Annotated in this window: 17 protein-coding genes and 1 pseudogene; 13 read left to right on the forward strand and 5 right to left on the reverse strand. The window is 69.7% G+C overall.

Going from position 1 to position 20,203, the window contains the following annotated elements; all coding sequences use genetic code 11:
* Nucleotides 1-228 precede the first annotated feature (228 nt).
* Together GVN21_RS18315 and GVN21_RS18320 are read left to right on the forward strand one after the other, a co-directional pair.
* Nucleotides 229-894, forward strand: coding sequence for a glutathione S-transferase (locus tag GVN21_RS18315; RefSeq protein ID WP_166576186.1), 666 nt, complete (start codon nt 229-231; stop codon nt 892-894).
* A 3-nt stretch (nt 895-897) separates the two neighbouring features.
* Nucleotides 898-1,419 (forward strand): hypothetical protein, encoded by a 522-nt coding sequence (locus GVN21_RS18320; protein ID WP_166576187.1) that lies wholly within the window; start codon nt 898-900, stop codon nt 1,417-1,419.
* Here the strand turns inward: GVN21_RS18320 and GVN21_RS18325 are convergent.
* On the reverse strand, nt 1,416-1,934 hold the full coding sequence (locus GVN21_RS18325; protein WP_166576188.1) for a GNAT family N-acetyltransferase: 519 nt from the start codon (nt 1,932-1,934) through the stop codon (nt 1,416-1,418). The genes GVN21_RS18320 and GVN21_RS18325 overlap by 4 nt on opposite strands.
* Nucleotides 1,935-2,033: 99 nt before the next feature.
* Between GVN21_RS18325 and GVN21_RS18330 the strand changes: the two genes are divergently transcribed.
* The gene (locus GVN21_RS18330) at nt 2,034-3,749 is read left to right on the forward strand and encodes an ATP-binding protein (RefSeq protein WP_166576189.1); all 1,716 of its coding nucleotides are present in this window, start codon (nt 2,034-2,036) and stop codon (nt 3,747-3,749) included.
* Nucleotides 3,750-3,807: 58 nt separating this feature from the next.
* Entirely contained in the window at nt 3,808-5,169 is a 1,362-nt protein-coding gene (locus GVN21_RS18335; protein ID WP_166576190.1) for a rhodanese-like domain-containing protein, read from the forward strand.
* On the opposite strand, the gene GVN21_RS18340 is transcribed toward GVN21_RS18335, so the two are convergent.
* Nucleotides 5,159-5,992: a DMT family transporter gene (locus tag GVN21_RS18340; protein WP_166576191.1), complete on the reverse strand. Its 834-nt coding sequence runs from the start codon at nt 5,990-5,992 to the stop codon at nt 5,159-5,161. The genes GVN21_RS18335 and GVN21_RS18340 overlap by 11 nt on opposite strands.
* Nucleotides 5,993-6,097: 105 nt before the next feature.
* Here GVN21_RS18340 and GVN21_RS18345 point away from each other — a divergent pair, with 105 nt between their 5' ends.
* The 7 genes from GVN21_RS18345 (at nt 6,098) to pseG (ending at nt 12,805) form a co-directional block, all read left to right on the forward strand.
* Entirely contained in the window at nt 6,098-6,685 is a 588-nt protein-coding gene (locus GVN21_RS18345; protein WP_166576192.1) for a hypothetical protein, read from the forward strand.
* Between the two features lie 63 nt (nt 6,686-6,748).
* Nucleotides 6,749-8,599 carry an acyltransferase family protein gene (locus tag GVN21_RS18350; RefSeq protein ID WP_166576193.1) on the forward strand — a complete coding sequence of 617 codons (1,851 nt, stop codon included), beginning with the start codon at nt 6,749-6,751 and terminating at the stop codon, nt 8,597-8,599.
* Nucleotides 8,600-8,749: 150 nt separating this feature from the next.
* A complete protein-coding gene (gene greA, locus GVN21_RS18355) occupies nt 8,750-9,223 on the forward strand; it encodes a transcription elongation factor GreA (RefSeq protein ID WP_166576194.1) in 474 nt (157 codons plus the stop codon).
* Nucleotides 9,224-9,313: 90 nt separating this feature from the next.
* Nucleotides 9,314-10,315 carry an ELM1/GtrOC1 family putative glycosyltransferase gene (locus tag GVN21_RS18360; RefSeq protein WP_166576195.1) on the forward strand — a complete coding sequence of 334 codons (1,002 nt, stop codon included), beginning with the start codon at nt 9,314-9,316 and terminating at the stop codon, nt 10,313-10,315.
* 32 nt (nt 10,316-10,347) lie between these two features.
* Nucleotides 10,348-11,094, forward strand: a complete 747-nt coding sequence (locus GVN21_RS18365) for a hypothetical protein (RefSeq protein WP_166576196.1) — start codon at nt 10,348-10,350, stop codon at nt 11,092-11,094.
* Between the two features lie 14 nt (nt 11,095-11,108).
* Entirely contained in the window at nt 11,109-11,825 is a 717-nt protein-coding gene (locus GVN21_RS18370) for a glycosyltransferase family protein (RefSeq protein ID WP_166576197.1), read from the forward strand.
* Entirely contained in the window at nt 11,822-12,805 is a 984-nt protein-coding gene (gene pseG, locus GVN21_RS18375; protein ID WP_166576198.1) for a UDP-2,4-diacetamido-2,4,6-trideoxy-beta-L-altropyranose hydrolase, read from the forward strand. The genes GVN21_RS18370 and pseG overlap by 4 nt, the downstream gene beginning before the upstream one ends.
* 593 nt (nt 12,806-13,398) lie before the next feature.
* Here the strand turns inward: pseG and GVN21_RS18380 are convergent.
* From GVN21_RS18380 to pseI, 3 genes are read right to left on the reverse strand one after another with little or no spacing between them, the layout of a single operon-like run.
* Complete coding sequence (locus GVN21_RS18380; RefSeq protein WP_166576199.1) at nt 13,399-15,483, reverse strand: ATP-binding protein; 2,085 nt, start codon at nt 15,481-15,483, stop codon at nt 13,399-13,401.
* A gap of 37 nt (nt 15,484-15,520) precedes the next feature.
* Nucleotides 15,521-16,165, reverse strand: coding sequence for a DNA alkylation repair protein (locus GVN21_RS18385; protein ID WP_166576200.1), 645 nt, complete (start codon nt 16,163-16,165; stop codon nt 15,521-15,523).
* The gene (gene pseI / locus GVN21_RS18390) at nt 16,162-17,205 is read right to left on the reverse strand and encodes a pseudaminic acid synthase (protein ID WP_166576211.1); all 1,044 of its coding nucleotides are present in this window, start codon (nt 17,203-17,205) and stop codon (nt 16,162-16,164) included. The genes GVN21_RS18385 and pseI overlap by 4 nt, the downstream gene beginning before the upstream one ends.
* Here pseI and infB point away from each other — a divergent pair.
* A pseudogene (gene infB, locus GVN21_RS18395) lies at nt 17,170-19,548 on the forward strand (translation initiation factor IF-2); the annotation flags it as partial. The gene pseI and the pseudogene infB sit on opposite strands and share 36 nt — an antisense overlap.
* Before the next feature lie 128 nt (nt 19,549-19,676).
* Nucleotides 19,677-20,198: a DUF2939 domain-containing protein gene (locus GVN21_RS18400; RefSeq protein ID WP_166576201.1), complete on the forward strand. Its 522-nt coding sequence runs from the start codon at nt 19,677-19,679 to the stop codon at nt 20,196-20,198.
* Nucleotides 20,199-20,203: the final 5 nt, after the last annotated feature.

Here is a 20,203-nt window from a genome sequence, read left to right on the forward strand (position 1 = left end):
CCCCGCCGGGCGCCCGCTGGCCCGGTCTTGGCCGAACCCGGCCGCTCAGCCCCGGCGAACCCCGCCCTCAGCAAGGCGCGCGCCCGCATCCAGGCTTTCGCCACTGGCGGACGGGCGCCCGTCGATGACAGCTGGGAAGAGTTCTAGGGCAAGAGCCCACGCCCCCGTCAGGCTGGACTCCCGCGCCGCGCGCCTTAGCTTGGCTGCCAGCATAGCGGGAAGCCCTTGATGATCCTCGTCCACCACCTCAACAACAGCCGCTCCCAGCGGGTGCTCTGGCTGCTCGAGGAGCTCGCCCTCCCCTACGAGATCGTCCACCACCAGCGGGACGCCAAGACCATGCTGGCCCCGCCCTCGCTGCTGGCGGTCCACCCGCTCGGCAAGTCGCCGGTGATTGTCGACGGCGCCTACACCATCGCCGAGACCGGGGCGATCATCGAGTATCTGGTCGAGAAGGCCGGCGGAAAGCTGCGCCCGGCGGCCGGCACGCCCGAGCGGATGGCCTGGACCTACTGGATGCACTACGCCGAGGGCTCGGCCATGTCGCCGCTGCTGCTCAAGCTGATCTTCGGCGCCATGCCGGACCGGGCGCCGGCGCTGATGAGGCCCCTGGTGCGGGGCATCGCCAAACAGGCCCTGAGCAGCTTCGTCGACCCCAACCTAAAGACCCATTTCGACTACTGGGAAAGCGTCCTCAGCCAAGTCCCCTGGTTCGCAGGCCAGGAGTTCAGCGCCGCCGACATCATGATGAGCTTCCCCCTGGAAGCCGCCGCCCAGCGCGGCGACGTCCGCAACGGCCGCCCCCGCGTGGCCCAGTTCCTCGAAACCATCCACGCCCGCCCGGCCTACAAGGTCGCGCTCGAAAAAGGCGGGCCGTACGCGTTCGCGGATTAGACCATGGCGCTCTGTCACCTCCTGTACGTCGGCGTGCTCTGCATCAGCCCGGTTTCAGGCGGCCCCACGCCGTTGGTCGAACAGGAGGTGCGGCTGGAGGCCCGGCGGGGCTCGACCTGGACCGGCGTCGATATCCGCGCGGAAGGCTGGAGCGCCTTGGCTGTGGCGGGGACCGACAACGTCATGACGGTGAATCCCAAGACGCTTTCGAGAGCCTGTGAGGGCGATGCCTGCATCCAGTACCATCGCTTCTGCCGGCCGCTCGCCGATCAGAAGACGGAATGCGAATTTACCATCGTGAGGCCTGAATGGAGCCAGCCGATGGTCATAACGGTGCAAGCCTACGGCCCCGAACGGCAGGAGGCGGCCTTGCGATCTCTGACGATCCTGACGTCTCAGGGGAAGTTTATCTCCCTGGAAGCGATGGGCGAGACCTCGACCCGCGAAGACCCCTACTGCGCCCGACTCCGGCGCGGTGAATCCGGCCCGGTCTATGAAGCCGGTTGCGAGTTCATCAACCGCTAGAGCGCCGCCGCCAGCACCACGTCGTCGTAGAAATTCTCCCCGACGTGGAACACCCGCGTCCCGACCTGCACGAACCCGTGCTTGCCGTAAAAGGCGATCGCCCGGTGGTTCTCGCCATAGGCCCCCAGCAACAGCCGCCTGGCCCCCCGCGCCCGCGCCGCCGCCTTCGCCGCCTCCATCAGCCGGGGCCCCAGGCCCACGCCGTGAAACCGGTGCAGGGCGTAGATGCGCTTCAGCTCCAGGTCGCCCTCCCCCGTCTCCACCGGGAGGTCCGGCTTGCAGACCAGGGCGTAGCCGACCGGCGTCCGCCCTGGCTCCATCGTTGCCAGGAACAGATCCACCTCCGGATCGGCCAGCAGCTGCTCATAGGCGTGCGGCGCATGGGTGGTCTCGCCGAACAGCAGGATGTCGCCGCCCGCGACGATCCCGGCATAGGTCTCCAGGAAGGTGGCCCGGGCGACGGCCGACAGGCGCGGCGCATCGGCGGGGACACAGCGGGCGATCTCGATCTCCATGCCGCCTTGGACCGCGCCGTTAAGAGGTTGTCCAGCCCGGGGCTGTACAACAGCGCCACGGGGAGTGCGCGTACAGTGACCAAGGCTTATAGTTTTCGCTTGGCCAACTTGGATCTGGTTGCCCAGGATTCCCGGCGGCTTTTGCCCAGCCGGGTGATCGCCGCCCTTGCGATGATCTGGTTGATTTCGCCCATCCTGGGCGCCGCGTCGGCGCTGGGCTGGGTGGTGGCCATCCTGCTGGTCGAAGGCCTGACCTTCCTTATCACCCGCGGATTTCGAGAGGGCGCCACAGCCAGCAACGGCCGTCGGCGGCTCTATCTGGTCGCGGCCGTTGGCGGCAACGCCACCTGGCTGGCGCTGAGCTGGATGTTCTGGCACAGCCCACAGGAAGGCACCGCCTTCCTCGCCTTGCTGATCTGGGCGGCCCTGCTGCTCAACGCCGTCTCCTACGCCTTCCGATCCGCCGTCGGGCTGATGATCTTCGCCATCCCGACCATCGGGGTGATGCTGCTGATGCCCGCCCTGGCGCCGCGCTTCACCGGACCCAGCCAGCGGATGGTGATGGTCGGGCTGGCGCTGTGCTGCGCCTTTGCCATGGTCAGCGCCTGGCGCAACGTGCGGGCGGCCCGCGCCCTGGCCGCCAGCCGGGCCGCGCTCGACGCTGAGCGCGCCCGCGCCGAAGACGCCAACAGCGCCAAATCCGCCTTCCTGGCCTTCATGAGCCACGAGATCCGCACCCCGCTCAACGGTGTGCTGGGCATGGTCCAGGCCATGGACCGCGACGAACTCAGTCCCGCCCAGCGCGAACGCCTGGCCGTGGTCGCTGGCAGCGGCGAGACCCTGCTGCTCCTCCTCAACGACCTCCTTGACCTGTCCCGCATCGAGGCCGGCCGGCTCGACCTGGAGGACGGGGTCGTCGATCTCGCCGCCATCGCCGAGGAGGCCCGCCGCCCCTTCACCCACGCCGCCGGCCAGAAGGGCGTCACCCTGCGCCTGGATGCGCCCGCCGAGACGCTGGGCTGGTGGAAGGGCGACCCGGCCCGCATCAAACAGATCATCACCAACCTGGTCGCCAACGCCGTGAAGTTCACCGAGGCCGGCGAGGTGGTCGTCATCCTGGCCCGCGAGCCGGGGGGCGTCTCCATCACCGTGCGCGACACCGGCGCCGGCATCGCCCCGGACCGGCTGGACCATCTCTTCGACCGCTTCGTCCAGGCCGAGGCCGCCACCAGTCGCCAGTACGGAGGGTCAGGCCTAGGCCTGGCCATCTGCCGCCAACTGGCCGAGCTGATGGGCGGATCCATAGGCGCCCAGAGCCGGCTGGGCGAGGGCAGTTGCTTCACCGTCCGCCTGCCCCTTGCCAGGGCCGAGGCCCCGCCTGCCGCCATCGAACCTCGGGCTGCCGACCCCGAAGGCGTCGACCTGCGCATCCTGGTCGCCGAGGACAACGCCACCAACCGGCTGGTGCTCACCACCCTGCTGGAACAGGTCGGCCTCTGCGCCCACTTGGTCGAGAACGGCCGGGAGGCCGTCGAGGCCCACGCCGCGGCCTACTGGGACGTCGTTCTGATGGACGTGCAGATGCCGGTCATGGACGGTCCCACCGCCGTCCGCGCCATCCGCGAGCGCGAGCGCGCCGAGGGCCTGGCCTACACCCCGATCATTGCCCTGACCGCCAACGCCATGGCCCACCACAAGGCCGAGTACCTGGCCGCCGGCATGGACGCGATGGTCGCCAAACCGATCCAGCTCACGCAGCTGCTCGGGGTGATGCAGCAGGTTATGGACACCGCCCAGGCGCGACAGGCGGCCTGATTGCAAGGAGAGACGCGGGCGCTAAATTAGGGTTCGGAACAGGATCCCGGGGGGAATCATGAGACGCCTTGCCTTGATCGTGGCCGCCTGTCTCTCGGCGGCTTTCGTTACGCCCGCCCAGGCCGCGCCGCCGACCCGCGCGGCCATGGACGCCGCCTGCAACCTGGGCGCTGACCCGAAGGCTCCAGGGGACGACAACTATCCCGGTGGCCTGTCCCCCCGCGCGAGCGGTCTGACTCCCCAGGCCGTGCCGGGCGCCACCACCATCTCCGCGCGGGAGGCCAAGTGCCTCATCGACCGCTACGGCAAGGACATCGTGGTCTTCGCCGCCCTCAATGACGATGATCGGCTTCCGGACGCCATCCTGGGCCTTGAGGCCGCCGACACCGACCCTGCCGTCCAGCCGCTGCTCGCCCAGTTCATGTCCCAGGTGACCGGCGGCAACAAGGCGCAGCCGATCATCGTCTACTGCCATCACGAGCAGTGCTTCCTGTCCTACAATGTTTCGCTGCGCCTGGTTCAGGCGGGCTACACCCAGGTGTTGTGGATGCGCGACGGGCTGAGCGCCTGGAAGAAGGGCGGCTACGCCCTGGCGCCGCGCCCGCCTCCCCCCGGTGAACAGACCCTGTCCCCGGCCTACCAGGCAGAGGTCGCCCGATGCCGCAAGGACTACGCCACCTACACCGCCAGCGACTGGGCTGACCTGCTCCACCAGATTCCGACCCAGCAGAAGCAGGACGAGGCCTTCAAAAGAGAGGTGGCGGACGACGCCAACATGTTGAAGATCTGCTTCTCCAACATCCAACGCTCAGTCTACGGCGCGGCCGACAAGGCGGATATCGCCCGGCTTGTCGCGGGTGCGGAGGCCGAGGTCGCCGGCGTGTACGCCGCCGCTCGTGCAGAGGCCGAAGGCAATCCGGCCAAGTATTTCGCCATGACCTGGGCCAGCCACAAGCCGGCGGCCCTTCGCAAGACGCTGGCGTCGGTTCAGGCGGCGCGCAGCGTCTCGGAAACCTGCGGCAGCTTCGACTTCACCCAGCCGCCGATCGGGCCGGAGCACAACAGCCACATCAGCTCGCTCAACGCCCGGCGCAAGCAATACGGCGCCTGTCTCATCGACTATCGGGACAATGCGCCGTCCCCCGACACCTTCAGCCTGGAGAGCGCCAACACCTGGATCAAGGCCACCCGACGCTTTACTTGCTCGGCCAGCGGCAACCGGCCCAACTGCATCCCCGACGGCCCCTTCAACGAGGTGGCCGCCATCGCCAGCGACCAGAACGTCGCATTGGCCAAGCGAAAATACCAGCAGCGCAGCGAAGCCTATACCTGGGTGAATGAAGAGCTCCGCCGGCTGAACAGCTGGATCGAAACAGTGAACCTGCGGATCGACGCATGGAACGCCGCGATCAACCGATGATCAACAGTCCGGCGCCGAGCGCGATGGCCGCGACCCCGGCCATCCGCCCGCGCGTCAGCCGTTCTTTCAGGAACACCACGGCGATCAGCACGGCGAATAGGATCGAGGTCTCGCGCAGCGCCGCCAGCCGGGGCGTGTCCCCCAGCCGCAAGGCCCACAGCGCCAGGCCATACGTGACGATCGACAGCGCCCCGGCTGCCAGCCCCACTTTCCACTCCGCCCTGGCCGTCAGCAGGAAGGTCGGCCCGCGCCAGATCGCGAAGATGGCCGCGATCCCCAGCCCCAAACTCAGGAACACCCAGACGATGTAGCTGGCCGCCGACGGCGCCGCCCGGACCCCCTGCGCATCGATCACCGTATAGACGGCGATGCAGGCGCCCGTCGCCAGGGCCCAACCGATCGCCCGCCGATCGACGTGCCGCCCCAACCCCACCGCCAGCACCCCGGCGCTGACCAGCCCGATTCCCGCCGCCGTCAGCCAGCCGATCGGCTCGCCGAACAGAGCCACGGCCGCCACCGCCGCCAGCAAGGGCGCCACCCCACGCAGGATCGGATAGGCCACGCTCATGTCGGCCCGCTCGAACGCCTTGATCAGGCAGACCAGATAAACGAGATGCGTCGCCCAGCTGGCCGCCAGCCAGCCCCAGGCCCCATGCGGCAGGGCCACGACGAAGGCCGCCGGCAGGATGATCAGGCCGCTGAACCCGTCGATCAGCGCCCGGCTGGACATCTTGTCCTTGCCCGACTTCAGGATGGCGTTGACCACCGCATGGATCGCCCCGCTGGCCAGCATCATCAGGGCGGCGATCGCGGGGAGGGTCATCGGCCTAGCGTGCCCGCCTCACCCATGGTCTGGCAATCGTCACGGTGGACGCCGTCCGGTCGGCGGGGCATGGTTAACGCCTGAACGAAGGCCGGGGGGCCCACGATGAACCTTTCCCTGATCAAACGCCGGCTCGGCTGGTACGGCCTGGCCTGGATCGGCGGCTTCCTGCTGGTGCTGCTGGCGTCGCTGATCGCCTTCTACGGCCCGCAGATCGACATCATCGACAGCGCCGACTGGCTGATCCCCCTCGGCCTCGGCGCCCTGACCCTCGGCGTCGCCGGGGTGGTGATCCGCGACCTGATCTCCAAGCAGTCGCTGGGCACCCGCCTGGTCATCCTCCTGCTGGCGGCCCTGCTCTACCTGCCGCTTCTGTGGTCGCCGGTAGCGGGCGCGGTGGCCAGCGCCTGGATCGCCGACCGGCCGATCGAGTATTCCACCGCCTACGCCCAGTTCCGCATCAACGTCAGCCACCTGCTCTACCCCCTGGTCGACGCGGTCAGCTCCGGCGCCGCCTTCGAGCTGGTCTGGCAGCTGTTCCAGCTGATCGGCACGATCGTCGGCTTCCTCTCCTCCCTGCTTCAGATCATCGGCTTCTTCCGCCGCCTGCTCGCGGCCAAGTCCGCGCGGGCGTTCGTCGAGGAGATGACCGCCCCGCCCGAAGAGCCGGCCTCCGACGCACCGGCGTCCTGACGCCCCTTGCCCTGAACGTCCGACAGTGGTGAAACCCCGGCCTTCGCTCCCGGGGCCCCCTCCTTGCACCACCGCACCGACATCGACGGCCTGCGCGGCCTCGCCGTCCTGGCCGTGTTCGCCGGGCACCTGGGGATCGGGGCCATTCCCGGCGGCTTCGTCGGGGTCGACGTCTTCTTCGTCATCTCCGGGTTCGTGATCGCCAGGGTCGTCGCCCGCCGCCACGCCGAGGGAAAGTTCTCCCTCATCGACTTCTGGGAACGGCGCACCCGCCGCCTGGTGCCGGCCGTGCTGCTAGTCATCGCCGCGACCACGGCCATGGCCTGCCTGCACATGTTCCCCGACGAGCTGGTCCGCTACGCCGGCTCCAGCCTGGCCACCCTCGGGTTCGCCGCCAACCTCTGGTTCTGGCAGACCATCGACTACTTCTCGGCCCCGCCGGACATGCACCCCCTGCTGCACGCCTGGTCGCTGGGCGTTGAGGAGCAGTTCTACATCGTCTTCCCGCTGCTCATGCTGGCCGCCTGGCGTTGGATGCCGAAGCTGGTCAAGCCGCTGCTCGGCCTGATCGCCCTGGCCTCCTTCATCCTCGGTGTCTGGCTGGCGAAAGACCACGTCTCCGCCGGCTTCTACCTGCCGCTTGGCCGCGCCTGGGAGCTGCTGCTGGGGGTCCTCCTGGCGATGGGCGCCATCCCCACCCCCACCGACCGCCGCATCCGCTCCGGCATGGGCGTCGTCGGCCTCGCCCTCATCGTCTGGGCCATGGCGACCTACCAGCCCCACACCCCCATGCCGGGCCTGGCCGCCATCGCCCCCTGCCTCGGCGCCCTGATGCTGCTGGCGTCCGGCGAGGACACCCCAACCGGCGTCCTCTTCTCCACCCCACCCCTGCGCTTCTACGGCTTCATCTCCTACAGCCTCTACCTCTGGCACTGGCCGCTGATCGCCTTCCAGCGGATGCTGTTCGGCGAGCAGGTCGGCATGACCGGTCAGGTCGCCCTCTTTGCTTTGGCCGTCCTACTCGCCACCCTGAGCTGGAAGTTCGTCGAGACCCCGATCCGCGACCGCAAGGACGGCCTCTCCACCGGCCGCTTCTACCTGGCCGCCCTGGTCGCCACCCTGCTTGTCGCCGCCCCCTCGGTGGTCATCCTGACGACGAACGGCCTGCCCGCCCGTTTCAGCCCCAAGGTCCACGAGATCGCCCAGAGCGCCGAGCGCACCGCCCGCCGCAACGAGGCCTGCCTGCCCTCCCCCGACGGTCCCCTGACCGCTTGGCCCGCCGGCTGTCTCGACCCGGTCGCCAGCAGGCCGAACTGGCTGCTGATGGGCGACAGCCACGCCAACCACCTCTGGCACGGCCTCTCCCAGGCCCACCCCGAGGCCAACCTGATGCAGGCCACCGCCTCGGCATGCCGAATGACTCGCAAGCCGGCCCCCGGCGCCACCGCCCAGTGCCGTCGGCTGGCCGACGCCCTGTTCGAAGCCGTCCTGATCAACCGCCCGCCCGAGCGCGTCTACCTGGCCGGCTTCTGGCGCCCCGGCGACGAGGCCGACGTCGCCGACACCCTGGCCTGGTTCAAGACGCGCGGCATCCCCGTCACCCTGATCGGCCCGGCCCCGACCTACGAACAGAGCGTCCCCCGCCTGCTGGCCCTGGCCGAACACTTGGGACAGCCGGACCTGCCGGCCCGCCGCCGGCTGCGCGGCGCCGACGCCATGGACCCTGAGATGGCCCGCGTCGCCCGCGAGGTCGGGGTCCCCTATCTGTCGGTGATGGCGGCCGTCTGTCCCGGCGGCGCCTGCCGCACCGTCACCCCGAGCGGCTCGCCGATGCAGTGGGACGAGGGCCACTTCTCCCGCGCCGGCTCGGCATGGGTCGGCCTTAGGCTGAGGGAACAGGAAGCCTCGCGATAGGTTATCGGCCCGCCGGATGTGGCGCCGCAGCAATACTCTTGCTTTTCACGCCCCCTCCGACTAGTTTCGACGCCCCCGGACGACTGCGCCCGCGGCCCGGATTACCAGATCTGCAACCTCCCTTAGGGCGAACCGAGCGAACTTTCCCATATGGAAAAGGTACCGATGACCGCCGGGGGCTACAGCGCCCTCGACGAGGAACTGAAGCGTTTGAAGACGATTGAGCGGCCGAGTGTGATCGCCGCCATCGCCGAGGCGCGCGCGCATGGCGACCTCTCCGAGAACGCCGAGTATCACGCGGCCAAGGAACGCCAGGGCTGGATCGAAGGCCGTATCGCCGAGATCGAGGACAAGATCGCCCGCGCCCAGGTAATCGACGTCTCCAAACTGAGCGGCACCCAGGTGAAGTTCGGCGCCACGGTCAGCGTGGTCGACGAGGACACCGAGGAAGAGGCCCGCTACCAGATCGTCGGCGAGCACGAAGCCGACGTGAAGGGCGGCCGCATCTCCATCGCCTCGCCCATCGCCCGCGCGATGATCGGCAAGGAGACGGGCGACGTGGTCGAGGTCAACACCCCCGGCGGCGTCAAGGCCTACGAGATCCTCAAGGTCGAGTGGCTCTAAAGCCGTCGGCGCCACGGAAGCACGACAGGGCGGCCTCACGGCCGCCCTTCTGCTTGCCTAAAGACCCGATCAGGTCTTGAAGGTCCGGCCATGAGCAAGGCGCCCCGCGCGACGAAAGCCCCCGAACCGCCGCCCCTGACCATCTGGGCGGTGTCGGACGGTCGCGCCGGGATCGAGGCCCAGGCCGTGGGCCTGGCCGACGCGGTGGCCCGCCAGCACCCGGCGGAGGTGACGGTCAAGCGCATCGCCTGGGCCGGCCAGACCGGCCGCCTGCCCTGGTGGCTGAACCTGTTTCCCCGTCGCTGGCTGCGCGGCCATGACTTCGGCCCGCCCTGGCCGGACCTGATGGTCGCCGCCGGACGCGCCACCCTGCCCCTGTCGATCCGCATGCGCCGCTGGACCGGGGGCAAGACCTTCGTGGTCCAGATCCAGGATCCCCGCACCCCGCTGCATTTCTTCGACCTGGTCGCCCCGCCCAACCATGACCGGGTGAAGGGCGACAACGTCGTCTCGATCACCGGCTCGCCCCACCGGGTGACACCCCAGCGTCTGGAGGGCGACTACGCGCGTTTCGCCGAGCGCATCGATCCCCTGCCCCACCCGCGCGTGGCGGTGCTGATCGGCGGCAAGTCCAAGGCCTTCGACCTGTCGCAGGAGCGGGCCGCGTCGATCGCCAACAGCCTGGTCCTGCCGCTGGAGCAGGAGGGCGGCAGCCTGCTGATGACCTTCTCGCGCCGCACGCCGGGCAAGGCTCGCGACCTGCTGGCCGCCCGCCTCAACCACCTGCCCGGAATCATCTGGGACGGCGAGGGCGACAACCCCTACTTCGCCTTCCTGCAGGCCGCCGACTACATCCTGGTCACCGAGGACAGCGCCAATATGGCCACCGAGGCGGCCAGCACAGGCAAGCCGGTGTTCATCATCAAGATGGACGGCTCCAGCCTCAAGTTCCGCCTGTTCCACGAGGAGTTGGAGGCCAAGGGTGCGGCCCGCCCCTGGGGCGGCGCCTTCCACGGCTGGACCTACGAGCCGTTGCGCGAAACCGACCGGCTGGCGGCGGAAATTCTGGTCGCGATGGCCGCGCGGGCCTAGGCTCTCCCCAACATCGTTCCCGGGGGTCCGTCATGTCCAAGCTTATCCACGCCTTCGTCACGGCCGGCGCCATCGCCCTGACCAGCGTCGCCGCCGTTTCCGCCGCGCCGGCCAAGCCCGCCGTCGCCCAGAAGCAGTCGCCGACGGAAATCCGGCGCATCCTGCGAGAGGACATCATCGGCGACAACGTCGTCTACAAGCTGATCAAGGGCGCCTTCCCCACCGAATACCAGGCCTTCGAAGACCAGATGGTCGCCTACATGCTTAGCGACGGCTTCACGCCCCAGGGCATGCAGGACAGGATCAACCGCTTCGAGACCGGCATTCGGGAAACCGTCGGCCCCTATCGCAAGCTCGCCCCGGACGACCGGCTCCTGGGGCTGGCGCGGATGCAGCTTGACACCATCCTGGTCCTGCAACGCGGCCACCGTCGGGCCTGCCATGAGATGGCTGAAAGCGGATTTCTGAGTCCCCAGTCGATCAACGAGATCGGGGATGACGCCGTGCCCAAGATGCTGGCCTTCTCTCAGGCCGGCTTCGAGACGGCGATCGCGGGCAGGGCCACGCCGGTGAAGCGCGCCGGGCCGAGCGTGGCCGACGATCAGGCGATCATCGACGAGTACATCAAGCGAGGCGGCGATCCGATGTGGCTGCAGGCCATCAACAGCGGCCAGGGCGAGACCATGACCGCCAAGGCCCGGTGCACGAACGGCGCCCTGTGGTGGCAGTCGATCATGGCCCAGCCCAACGACCGCATCGTCCGCGTCATGACCCGCTAGAGCGTTTTCCAAGGATGATCCTCGCCATCCTCCAGGCCCGCATGAGCTCCTCCCGCCTGCCGGGCAAGGTGCTGATGCCGCTGGCCGGGGCGCCGATGATGGTGCGGCAGATCGAGCGCGTCGGACGCTCCCGCCGCATCGACCGGCTGGTGGTGGCCACCAGCGCCAACCCGGGCGACGACATCATCGAGAAGACCGCCCGCCGCGAAGGCATCGACGTCCACCGCGGCCCCCTCGACGATGTGCTGGCCCGCTTCCTCGGCGCCCTGTCGGCCTACACGCCCGAGACCGTGGTGCGGCTGACCGCCGACTGCCCCTTCGCCGATCCCCAGGTCATCGACGAGACCATCGAGACCTTCCTGGAAAGCGGCGCCGACTACGCCAGCAACACCCCGCCGACCCGCACTTTTCCCAAGGGCCTGGATGTCGAGGTGATGACCGCCGCCGCCCTGCGCAAGGCCGGCGAGTTGGCCGCCAGCGACGAGGAGCGCGAGCACGTCACCTGGGGCATCCACCAACGCCCGGACCGCTTCCGCCTCGCCTACCACAGCCAGCCGGCCCAGGAGGGCGAGATCCGCTGGACCGTCGACCGCCCCGATGACTACGCCTTCACCGCCGCCGTCTATGACGCCCTCTACCCCAAGGACCGCGCCTTCACCTCCGACGCCATCCGCGCCTTCGTCCGAGGCCGGCCGGACCTGATGACCTACGGGGGCGACCGACGGGCATGAGGGTGCTGTTCGTCTGCGACGCTGGACCGGACGTCGGCGGCGGCCATGTAATGCGCTGCCTGACCTTGGCGGGCGCGCTCGAGCAGCGAGGCTTCCAGCCGCTCTTTCTGGCCACGCCGGCGGTCGCCGACCTGCTGGACCGCTTCGCCCCCGACATGGCCCGCCTTCCCGCCGCCGCCGATGGCCTGGTCGCGGCCGCCCGCCAGGCCGCGGCCGACCTGCTGGTCTTCGACCACTACGGCCTGAGCGCAAACGACCACGCCGCCGCCGTGGGCGACCGCCCAATGCTGGTCATGGACGACATGGCCGACCGCGACCTCTACGCCGACCTCGTGGTCAACTCCGGCCTTGCCCACACGGCGGCGGACTATGAGCCCCTGACCCCGACCCGCCCCAGGCTCCTGCTCGGCCCGACCTACGCGCCCCTGCGTCCGGAATTCGCGGCGGCCCGCGAGGCCGCCCTGGCCCGGCGAGGCGGCCCGGTCGAGCGGATCGTCGTGACCCTCGGCCTGGGCGCGGTCACCATCGCCCACCTGATGGAAAACATCCGCGCCGTGGTCGGCGACGCAGCCGTCGACCTCGTCGTGCCCGCCGCCGCCGAGGTCCCCTCGATCGGACCGACGGACTGGCCCCAGCTCACCGTGCATCGCAACGTCCGCGACATGGCCGGCCTCTACGCCGCCGCCGACCTCGCCATCGGCGCCGGCGGCACGAGCGCCTGGGAACGCTGCGTCCTCGGCCTCCCCAGCCTCAACCTGATCCTGGCGCCCAACCAGGAACCCAACGCCGACGCCATGGCCGCCGCCGGCGCCGCCTGGGCCGTGGACGGCGAAGCCCCCGACTGGGAATTCCACCAGACCCTGCTCCCCCTCCTCACCGACACCGCCCTGCGCGCCGAGATGAGCCGGACGGCCGCGGCTCTCTGCGACGGCCTGGGCGCCGACCGGGTGGCGGACGCTATCCTTGATCTCGTCCGATGACCGGGGTTGGCTTTCGAGCCATGGCGACGTCTGCCCTGGTGAGCAAGCTGATCCAATGACTAGCCAAGCGCGGCACAATCGAACGCCAGATTTGATCGCGGATGTGCGGCTCTACCCTGCGCAGGAGGGGGGACGGCTATGGTCCGTTCCGCTTGGTCGGGGATGCGTTTGTTTTGCGTCCAAGGATACGGACGAGGGAGGATGGGACGCGCGATTGCAGCTCGTTTCGGGCCCCCTCGAACCGGGCCTTGAGCGGCGTGTAGGCTTCGTCTTTCTCTCCCCGAAAGGGGCGGAGATGATGCGGCTGGCAGGCCGCTTTTATCTGTGGAGTATGGGCTTTGTAGGCGAGGCGGTGGTCGCCTCTCCCGAGGTCGGTTTCCGACCCGCTACGGACTTGAACGGGCCGGCATGGCCAGCCGGCCGGTCGCCAAGGGGGCGCTTCTGACGCTTCGGATCGATGAGGCTGCTGCGTTCGCCAAGCGCTGTCCGGCGCAGTACGCCGCACCGGTGGGATGCGCGGCCGAATCGAAGTCGGGCAAGCGCCTATTCTGGCCCTGCTCATGGTCGAGTCGTTCTGAAAACCGTCCCCTCGCCTAGGCCGCCCCGCGCTCCGCCTCTGGCTCGCTAGTCACAGCCGCCGCAAGGGCCTCGAACAGGTCGGTCGCCTGGATCGGCTTGGCGACGTGGGCGTCCATGCCGGCGGCGCGGTAGGCGGCGACCTGGTCGCTCATCACGTTGGCGGTCAGGGCGATGATCGGCACGCGGGGGCCGCCCTGCCCGGCCTCGTCAGCGCGGATGAGGGCGGTGGCTTCCAGGCCGCTCATCATCGGCATCTGGATATCGGCCAGGATCACGTCGGGCCGGCGCATGCGCCAGGCCTCGACCATCTCGCGGCCGTCGCGGACCAGCTCCAACTCAATGTCGAGCGGCTCCAGCAGGGCGGCCAGCACCCGACGGTTGGCGGGATTGTCCTCCGCCGCCAGCACCCGAACCCGCCGCTCCAGGGCGGCCGGCGCCGCCGGCTCGGCGCGCACGGCGGCGGCCACCCGGCTCATCGGCAGGTCGAGGGTGAAACAGCTGCCCTCGCCCGGGGTACTGGTCGCCGACAGGGTTCCGCCCATCAGTTCAGCCAGCTCACGGCTAATGGACAGTCCCAGGCCGGTCCCGCCATGGCGGCGGGTGATCGAGTCATCGGCCTGGGCGAAGCGGGCGAACAGGCCGGCCAACACCTCGGGCTCGATGCCCGGACCGGTGTCGTGGACACTGAACCGCACGCCGTCCTCGGTCCGCTCCAGGACCAGCCGTACTGAACCGGCCTCGGTGAACTTCACGGCGTTGGACACCAGGTTGCTGACGATCTGCCGGATCCGCTGCGCGTCGCCGCGCCACCAACCGGAGGCGGCCTCCGGAAATTCCAGGGTCACGGACACACCTTTGGCCGCCGCCTGGCCCTCAAAGCCCAGCAGGGCGCCCTTCGCCAACGCCTCCAGCTCGAACGGCGCGAGGCTGATCGTCAGCTGGCCGGCCTCAATGCGCGACAGGTCGAGCACGTCGTTAAGAACCCCCAGCAGGGTCTGGCCGGCGTCGCGGATCAGGCCCAGCCGCTCGCGCTGGCGGGCCGACAGGGTGTCGCCCTCCATCACTTGAGCCATGCCCAGCACGGCGTTCAGCGGGGTGCGGATCTCGTGGCTCATGTTAGCCAGGAACACGCTCTTGGCCTGGTCGGCCGCCCGGGCCGCCACCGCCGCCGCCTTCAGGTCGCGGTCCACCGCCCGGATGCGCAGCACCAGCAGGGTCACAAGCAGCAGCAGGCACAGCCCCACCGCCGCGAACGGCCCTCCGGCCTTGGCAAGCACCGTCGTGCGCAGATGAAACGGCTCCCAGCCGAGGCCCGCGACGGGCGTCCCGCCCGGCCCCCGCAGCAGGATGCGGGCCGGCGCCTTGCCATCCACCGGGATGAGGCGAAGGCCGTCCAGGTCATAGTCCTTGCCAAGGTCGGCCAGATAGGCGGCGTCCAACCGCTTGGCCGACACGACAACCGGCTCGCGCCCGGAGACCAGTGGTCCCTTCCAGCTGTTCTCCGGCGCCAGGGAGCCCGCGGAGACCAGGTAGACCCCGGTCGCCGTCTTCACGACGGCCTCCTGGTGACGGTGTCGCGCCAATCCCAGCGCCGAGGCCTGGTCGGCGGGGCGGGCCGCCGTGCGGGCGCCCACCGTCTCGATCAGCGGCCGGGCGGCGCGGACGAAGTCGGCCAGGCTTGCCGGGCTCGTCACCCGTCCGCCCTGGGAGGCATAGACCACCCGCCCGTCGCCCCCAACGATCAGGGTCAGGCTGTGGCGCATATGGCCGGCGAAATAGGCGCCGAAGTTTTCATGGGTCCAGATGGGATCGAAGCTCAGCGCGGCCTTCCGGTAGGCCTCGTCCCAGACCCCGACATAGGCGACGTCCTCATGCAGACTGACCAGCCGGCGGGCGAGCCCCTGCTCCAGCGTCTTGGCCTCACGGGCGGCCACCAGGTCGTTGACGATCGTTCCGGCCTGCCGGAACACGTATCCGGCGGTAAGCAGCACCACCAGGGCGGTGATGATCGCCAGAGGGACCACCCCGAACGACGACTTGCGCGCCGAGGCCTCGCCAGACCTCGGCCCGGCGGCCTTCCACTTGCCCATCCCGATCATCGGACGACGTTATCCATCCAGGCGTTAACGGACCGGTCTATGCCCGCTTTGGGCGTCCGCTCTTCACACCGGTGCGCAGCTTGGTCGCCACTTCGCGCCGCACCCGCGCCGCCAGGGCCTCACCCTGCCCGGCCATGAAGGCCTCCACCGCCGGCCGGTCGTGCTTGCTGAATTCCCGCAAGGCCCAGGACATGGCCTTGAACACCATGTCGTCCCGGTCGGCCGCCAGGGTCCGACAGATACGGAGCGTCCGCTCCGCGCCGCCCTTGCCGAGTTTGACAGTGGCCACCAGCGCCAGGCGGCGACGCCACCGATCCTCCGACAGCGACCATGTCTGGACGGTCCCGTCGGCGATCCGCCCTGCCGCCCAGGCCGGACTGGCCAGCAGGCAGCCGAAGGCGTCGACCGCATGCCAACTCGCCAGGCCGCCCACCATCCGCCCGGCCGCCCCGTCCCCGAAGGCCGCAAACGCGGGTCGGTGGTGACGTATCAGCTCATGGGCCAGCCAGCGATGTTCCTGCGCCAGGCGCGGATGCAGCGCCTCGGCCAGGGCCTGGACCTCTGCCGCGGGCGTCCCCTTCAGCATCGCCGACCAGCCGCGCCGCAAGTCCCGCAAGGCCGGCGTCTTCGCCGGCCCCAGCCGCGCGATGTCGGCCAGCAGGCCGTCGACCACCAGCTTCACGCGATCATGTCCCAGGCCAGCGGCTCGCCGCGCTTGAGATCGCGCGCCGCCGCCCTGCCCAGCACCTTGTCCATCTCCCCAGGCGGCAGGCCCGCGCCCGGCCGCACGGAGCGGACGTTGTCCCGGCCCAGGGGCGCGCCGGCCGGGACGTCCGCCGTCACATAGAGCGAGCGGCGGAACTGGCTGTTGGCCCTCTCCGAGCCCAGAAGGTCATAGTGCGCCCGGCCCAGCGCCGCCCAGCCGTCGTGGCAGTCGCGCACCAGGGCGGCGAACTCGGCCGGCTCCAGGCTGAAGGCCGCGTCCGGGCCGCCGTCGGATCGGGCCAGGGTGAAGTGTTTCTCGATCACGCAGGCCCCCAGCGCCACCGCCGCCACCGAGGCCGCCGAGCCTGGCGTATGGTCCGACAGGCCGATGGGGCATCCAAACCGCGCCGCCATGTCGGGAATGGTCCGCACATTGGCGTCGGCGAACACCGCCGGATAGCTGGACACGCAGTGCAGCAGCACCACCCCGGCCGCCCCCGCCTCCAGCGCAGCGTCCCGCGCCGCCGCCATCTCTTGGGCGTTGGCCATACCGGTGGAGATGATCAGCGGCTTTCCCCTGGCCGCCGCATAGCGGATCAACGGCAGGTCCACCGCCTCGAAGCTGGCGATCTTGTAGGCCGGCGCGTCCAGGCTGCTGAGCAGGTCCACCGCCGTCTCGTCGAACGGGCTGGAGAACAGGATCACCCCCCGTCTGGCCGCCCGCTCGAACAGGGCCGGATGCCACTCATACGGCGTCTGGGCCTCGCGATAGAGTTCATGCAGCGAGCGTCCGTCCCACAGCCCGCCCTGGATTTTGAACTCCGGCCGGTCGACGTCCAGGGTGATGGTGTCGGCGGTATAGGTCTGGATCTTGATGGCGTCGGCGCCGGTGTCGGCCGCCGCGTCGATCATCTGCAGCGCCCGGTCCAGGCTGCCGTTGTGGTTGCCCGACAGTTCGCAGATCACGAACGGCGGATGCTCCGGCCCGATCGGCCGGCCGGCGGAAACTACAACCAGCGCGCCCCGCGCGCCGACGCCACCAGCTTCAACCAGCGGACCCCGCGTCCGGACGCCGGCGGCTATGGCCAGCGGAGTCCGCGCCCCGACGGCGACCGCCCGCGCGGCGATGCGCCCCGGGGCGGTGATCGCGGCGGCCCCGACCGTGGCGCCCCGCCGCGCGCCGGCGAGACCGTCCGCTACTCGGCCCTGGCCCCGCGCCCGGCTCCGCCGCGCCCCGGCGCGCCGCGCGGCCCGCGCCCCGGCGCCGGTATCGCCCCCAATGCTCCGGCCACGCCCGAAATCCAGCGCGCCACCCGCTCGGCCCCCCGGCCCGGCGGCGCGGTCACCGACCGCCGTCCCGACGAGGATGACGATCGGCGCCGTGGCCCCGGCGGCCCTGGCGCCGGCCCGGGCAAGGCGGTCAGCCGCACCAAGGGCGAGCCCAAGCGCCGCGAAGGCCGCCTGACCATCCAGGCCGTGGCCGGAGACGATGAGGGCGCGGTCGAGCGCATGCGCTCGCTGGCCTCGGTGCGCCGGGCCCGCGAACGCGAAAAGGAAAAGCGCCGGGGCGGCGCCGCCGAGCAGGCCCGCACGGCCCGCGAGGTGGTCATCCCCGACGTGATCACCGTGCAGGAGCTGTCCAACCGGATGGCCATCCGCGGCGTCGACATCATCAAGTTCCTTATGCGCCAGGGCGTGATGCTGAAGATCAACGATGTGATCGACAGCGACACCGCCGAGCTCGTGGCCACTGAGTTCGGCCACACCGTCAAGCGCGTGTCGGAAGCGGACGTTGAAGAAGGCTTCCTGGCCGCCGAGGATCACGACGACAACCAGCAGGTCCGACCGCCGGTCGTGACCATCATGGGCCACGTCGACCACGGCAAGACCAGCCTGCTGGACGCGCTGCGCACCACCGACGTGGCGGGCGGCGAGGCCGGCGGCATCACCCAGCACATCGGGGCCTACCAGGTTCGCCTGGCCGACGGTCAGCGCGTCACCTTCCTTGACACCCCCGGTCACGCGGCGTTCAGCGCCATGCGGGCGCGCGGCGCCAACATCACCGACATCGTGGTGCTGGTGGTGGCCGCCGATGACGGGGTCATGCCGCAGACCATCGAGGCCATCCAGCACGCCAAGGCGGCCAACGTTCCGCTGATCGTGGCCGTCAACAAGATGGACAAGCCGGACGCCGATCCGACCCGGGTGATCAACGAGCTGCTGCAGCACGAGATCGTCGTCGAAAGCCTGGGCGGCGACACCCAGATCGTCGAGGTCTCGGCCAAGACCCGCATGGGTCTCGATAACCTGATCGAGAACATCCTGGTCCAGGCCGAACTGCTCGACCTGAAGGCCAACCCCGACCGCACCGCCGAGGGCGTGGTGATCGAGGCCAAGCTGGACAAGGGTCGCGGCGCCGTCTCCACTGTGCTGGTCAAGCGCGGCATGCTGAAGAAGGGCGATATCGTCGTGGCGGGGGCCAACTACGGCCGCGTCCGCGCCCTGCTCAACGAGCGTGGCGAGCAGCTGACCGAAGCCGGTCCGTCCACCCCGGTCGAGATCCTCGGCCTGGACGGCGCGCCGATCCCCGGCGACGCCTTCGCCGTGGTCGAGAACGAGGCCCGCGCCCGCGAGCTGACCGAATACCGTCAGCGGGTGAAGCGCGAGAAGGCTCAGGTCGGCGGCGCCGCCGCGGCCGGAGCCAGCCTGGCCGACATGATGGCCAAGCTGTCGGCCAAGAAGGTCAGCGAACTGCCGCTGGTCATCAAGGGCGACGTGCAGGGTTCGGTCGAAGCCATCGCAGGCTCGCTGGAGAAGCTGGGCACGGACGAGGTCCGCGCCCGGATCATCCTGCAGGGCGCCGGGGCGATCAGCGAAAGCGACGTCCAGCTGGCCAAGGGCGCCAACGCCCCGATCATCGGCTTCAACGTCCGGGCCTCGGCCCAGGCGCGGGCCCTTGCGGAACGCGAAGGCGTCGAAATTCGGTATTACTCGATCATCTACGACCTGATCGACGACATCAAAGGCGTCATGTCGGGGATGCTCTCGCCGATCCAGCGCGAAACCTTCCTGGGTTACGCGCGGGTGCTGCAGGTGTTCGACATCTCCAAGGTCGGCCGCATCGCCGGCTGCCGCGTCACCGAGGGCGTGGTCCGCCGGGGCGCCAAGGTCCGGATCGTCCGCGAAAACGTGGTCGTCCTGGAACTGGGCACCCTGCAGACCCTCAAGCGCTTCAAGGACGAGGTCGCGGAAGTCACCAACGGCATGGAATGCGGCATGCACTTCCAGGGCTTCCAGGACATCCGCGAAGGCGACGAGATCGAGTGCTTCACGGTCGAGGAAGTGGCGCGGTCGCTGTAGCAGCTTCGCCGATCCGAAGAGTACAGGCGCGGGGCGACCCGCGCCTGTTTTCGTTTCGGGAAAGTGTTGTTGACGCCGTCTCGCCCGTCGCGGAAAAGCCTTATGGGGACGCTAGGGGATGATTTGAGATGCGCGCTTTTCGCACCCTGACCCTGATCGGCCTGGCGGCCGCCGCCCTGGCCGGATGCGCCACCGCCGCGCGGATCGACGCGGCCGGCGATGTGCACGCCCTGCTGATCGCTATCCGGGACAACGACAAGAAGACCTTCAACACCCATATCGACCGCGAGGCGCTGAAGAGCTCCATCGAGGCGCGGCTGATGGCAGAGGCGGAGAAGGCCACCGACGATCCGGGCATGCGGGCGCTGGGCGCCCTGGCCGCGCCCTATCTGGCCGACGCCGCCGACAAGGCGCTGATCCAGCCCGCGACCTTCCGCAGCCTGGCCTATCAGTACGGCTACAAGCCGGGCCAGCCGATCCCTGGCCAGGTGGCCATCGCCGGGGCGCTGAAGCGGATGCCCGACGGACGGGTCTGCGCCACCAAGACCAAGAACGGACCCTGCGTGCTGATCTTCACCCAACGGGACGGAGTGTGGAAACTCTCGGGCTTCGAGGGTGAGATTTCCGACTTGCGCACCAAACGCCGCTAGGATTT

Source organism: Caulobacter sp. SLTY (genome assembly GCF_009905535.1).
Taxonomy (GTDB): Bacteria; Pseudomonadota; Alphaproteobacteria; order Caulobacterales; family Caulobacteraceae; genus Caulobacter.

Excerpts from the sequence above, each read along its gene's own strand:
- GVN21_RS18315 (WP_166576186.1), top strand. The coding sequence starts at position 229 with ATGATCCTCGTCCACCACCTCAACAACAGCCGCTCCCAGCGGGTGCTC.
- GVN21_RS18320 (WP_166576187.1), top strand. The coding sequence starts at position 898 with ATGGCGCTCTGTCACCTCCTGTACGTCGGCGTGCTCTGCATCAGCCCG.
- GVN21_RS18325 (WP_166576188.1), bottom strand. The coding sequence starts at position 1,934 with ATGGAGATCGAGATCGCCCGCTGTGTCCCCGCCGATGCGCCGCGCCTG.
- GVN21_RS18335 (WP_166576190.1), top strand. The coding sequence starts at position 3,808 with ATGAGACGCCTTGCCTTGATCGTGGCCGCCTGTCTCTCGGCGGCTTTC.
- GVN21_RS18340 (WP_166576191.1), bottom strand. The coding sequence starts at position 5,992 with ATGACCCTCCCCGCGATCGCCGCCCTGATGATGCTGGCCAGCGGGGCG.
- GVN21_RS18345 (WP_166576192.1), top strand. The coding sequence starts at position 6,098 with ATGAACCTTTCCCTGATCAAACGCCGGCTCGGCTGGTACGGCCTGGCC.
- greA (WP_166576194.1), top strand. The coding sequence starts at position 8,750 with ATGGAAAAGGTACCGATGACCGCCGGGGGCTACAGCGCCCTCGACGAG.
- GVN21_RS18360 (WP_166576195.1), top strand. The coding sequence starts at position 9,314 with ATGAGCAAGGCGCCCCGCGCGACGAAAGCCCCCGAACCGCCGCCCCTG.
- GVN21_RS18365 (WP_166576196.1), top strand. The coding sequence starts at position 10,348 with ATGTCCAAGCTTATCCACGCCTTCGTCACGGCCGGCGCCATCGCCCTG.
- GVN21_RS18370 (WP_166576197.1), top strand. The coding sequence starts at position 11,109 with ATGATCCTCGCCATCCTCCAGGCCCGCATGAGCTCCTCCCGCCTGCCG.
- pseG (WP_166576198.1), top strand. The coding sequence starts at position 11,822 with ATGAGGGTGCTGTTCGTCTGCGACGCTGGACCGGACGTCGGCGGCGGC.
- GVN21_RS18380 (WP_166576199.1), bottom strand. The coding sequence starts at position 15,483 with ATGATCGGGATGGGCAAGTGGAAGGCCGCCGGGCCGAGGTCTGGCGAG.
- GVN21_RS18400 (WP_166576201.1), top strand. The coding sequence starts at position 19,677 with ATGCGCGCTTTTCGCACCCTGACCCTGATCGGCCTGGCGGCCGCCGCC.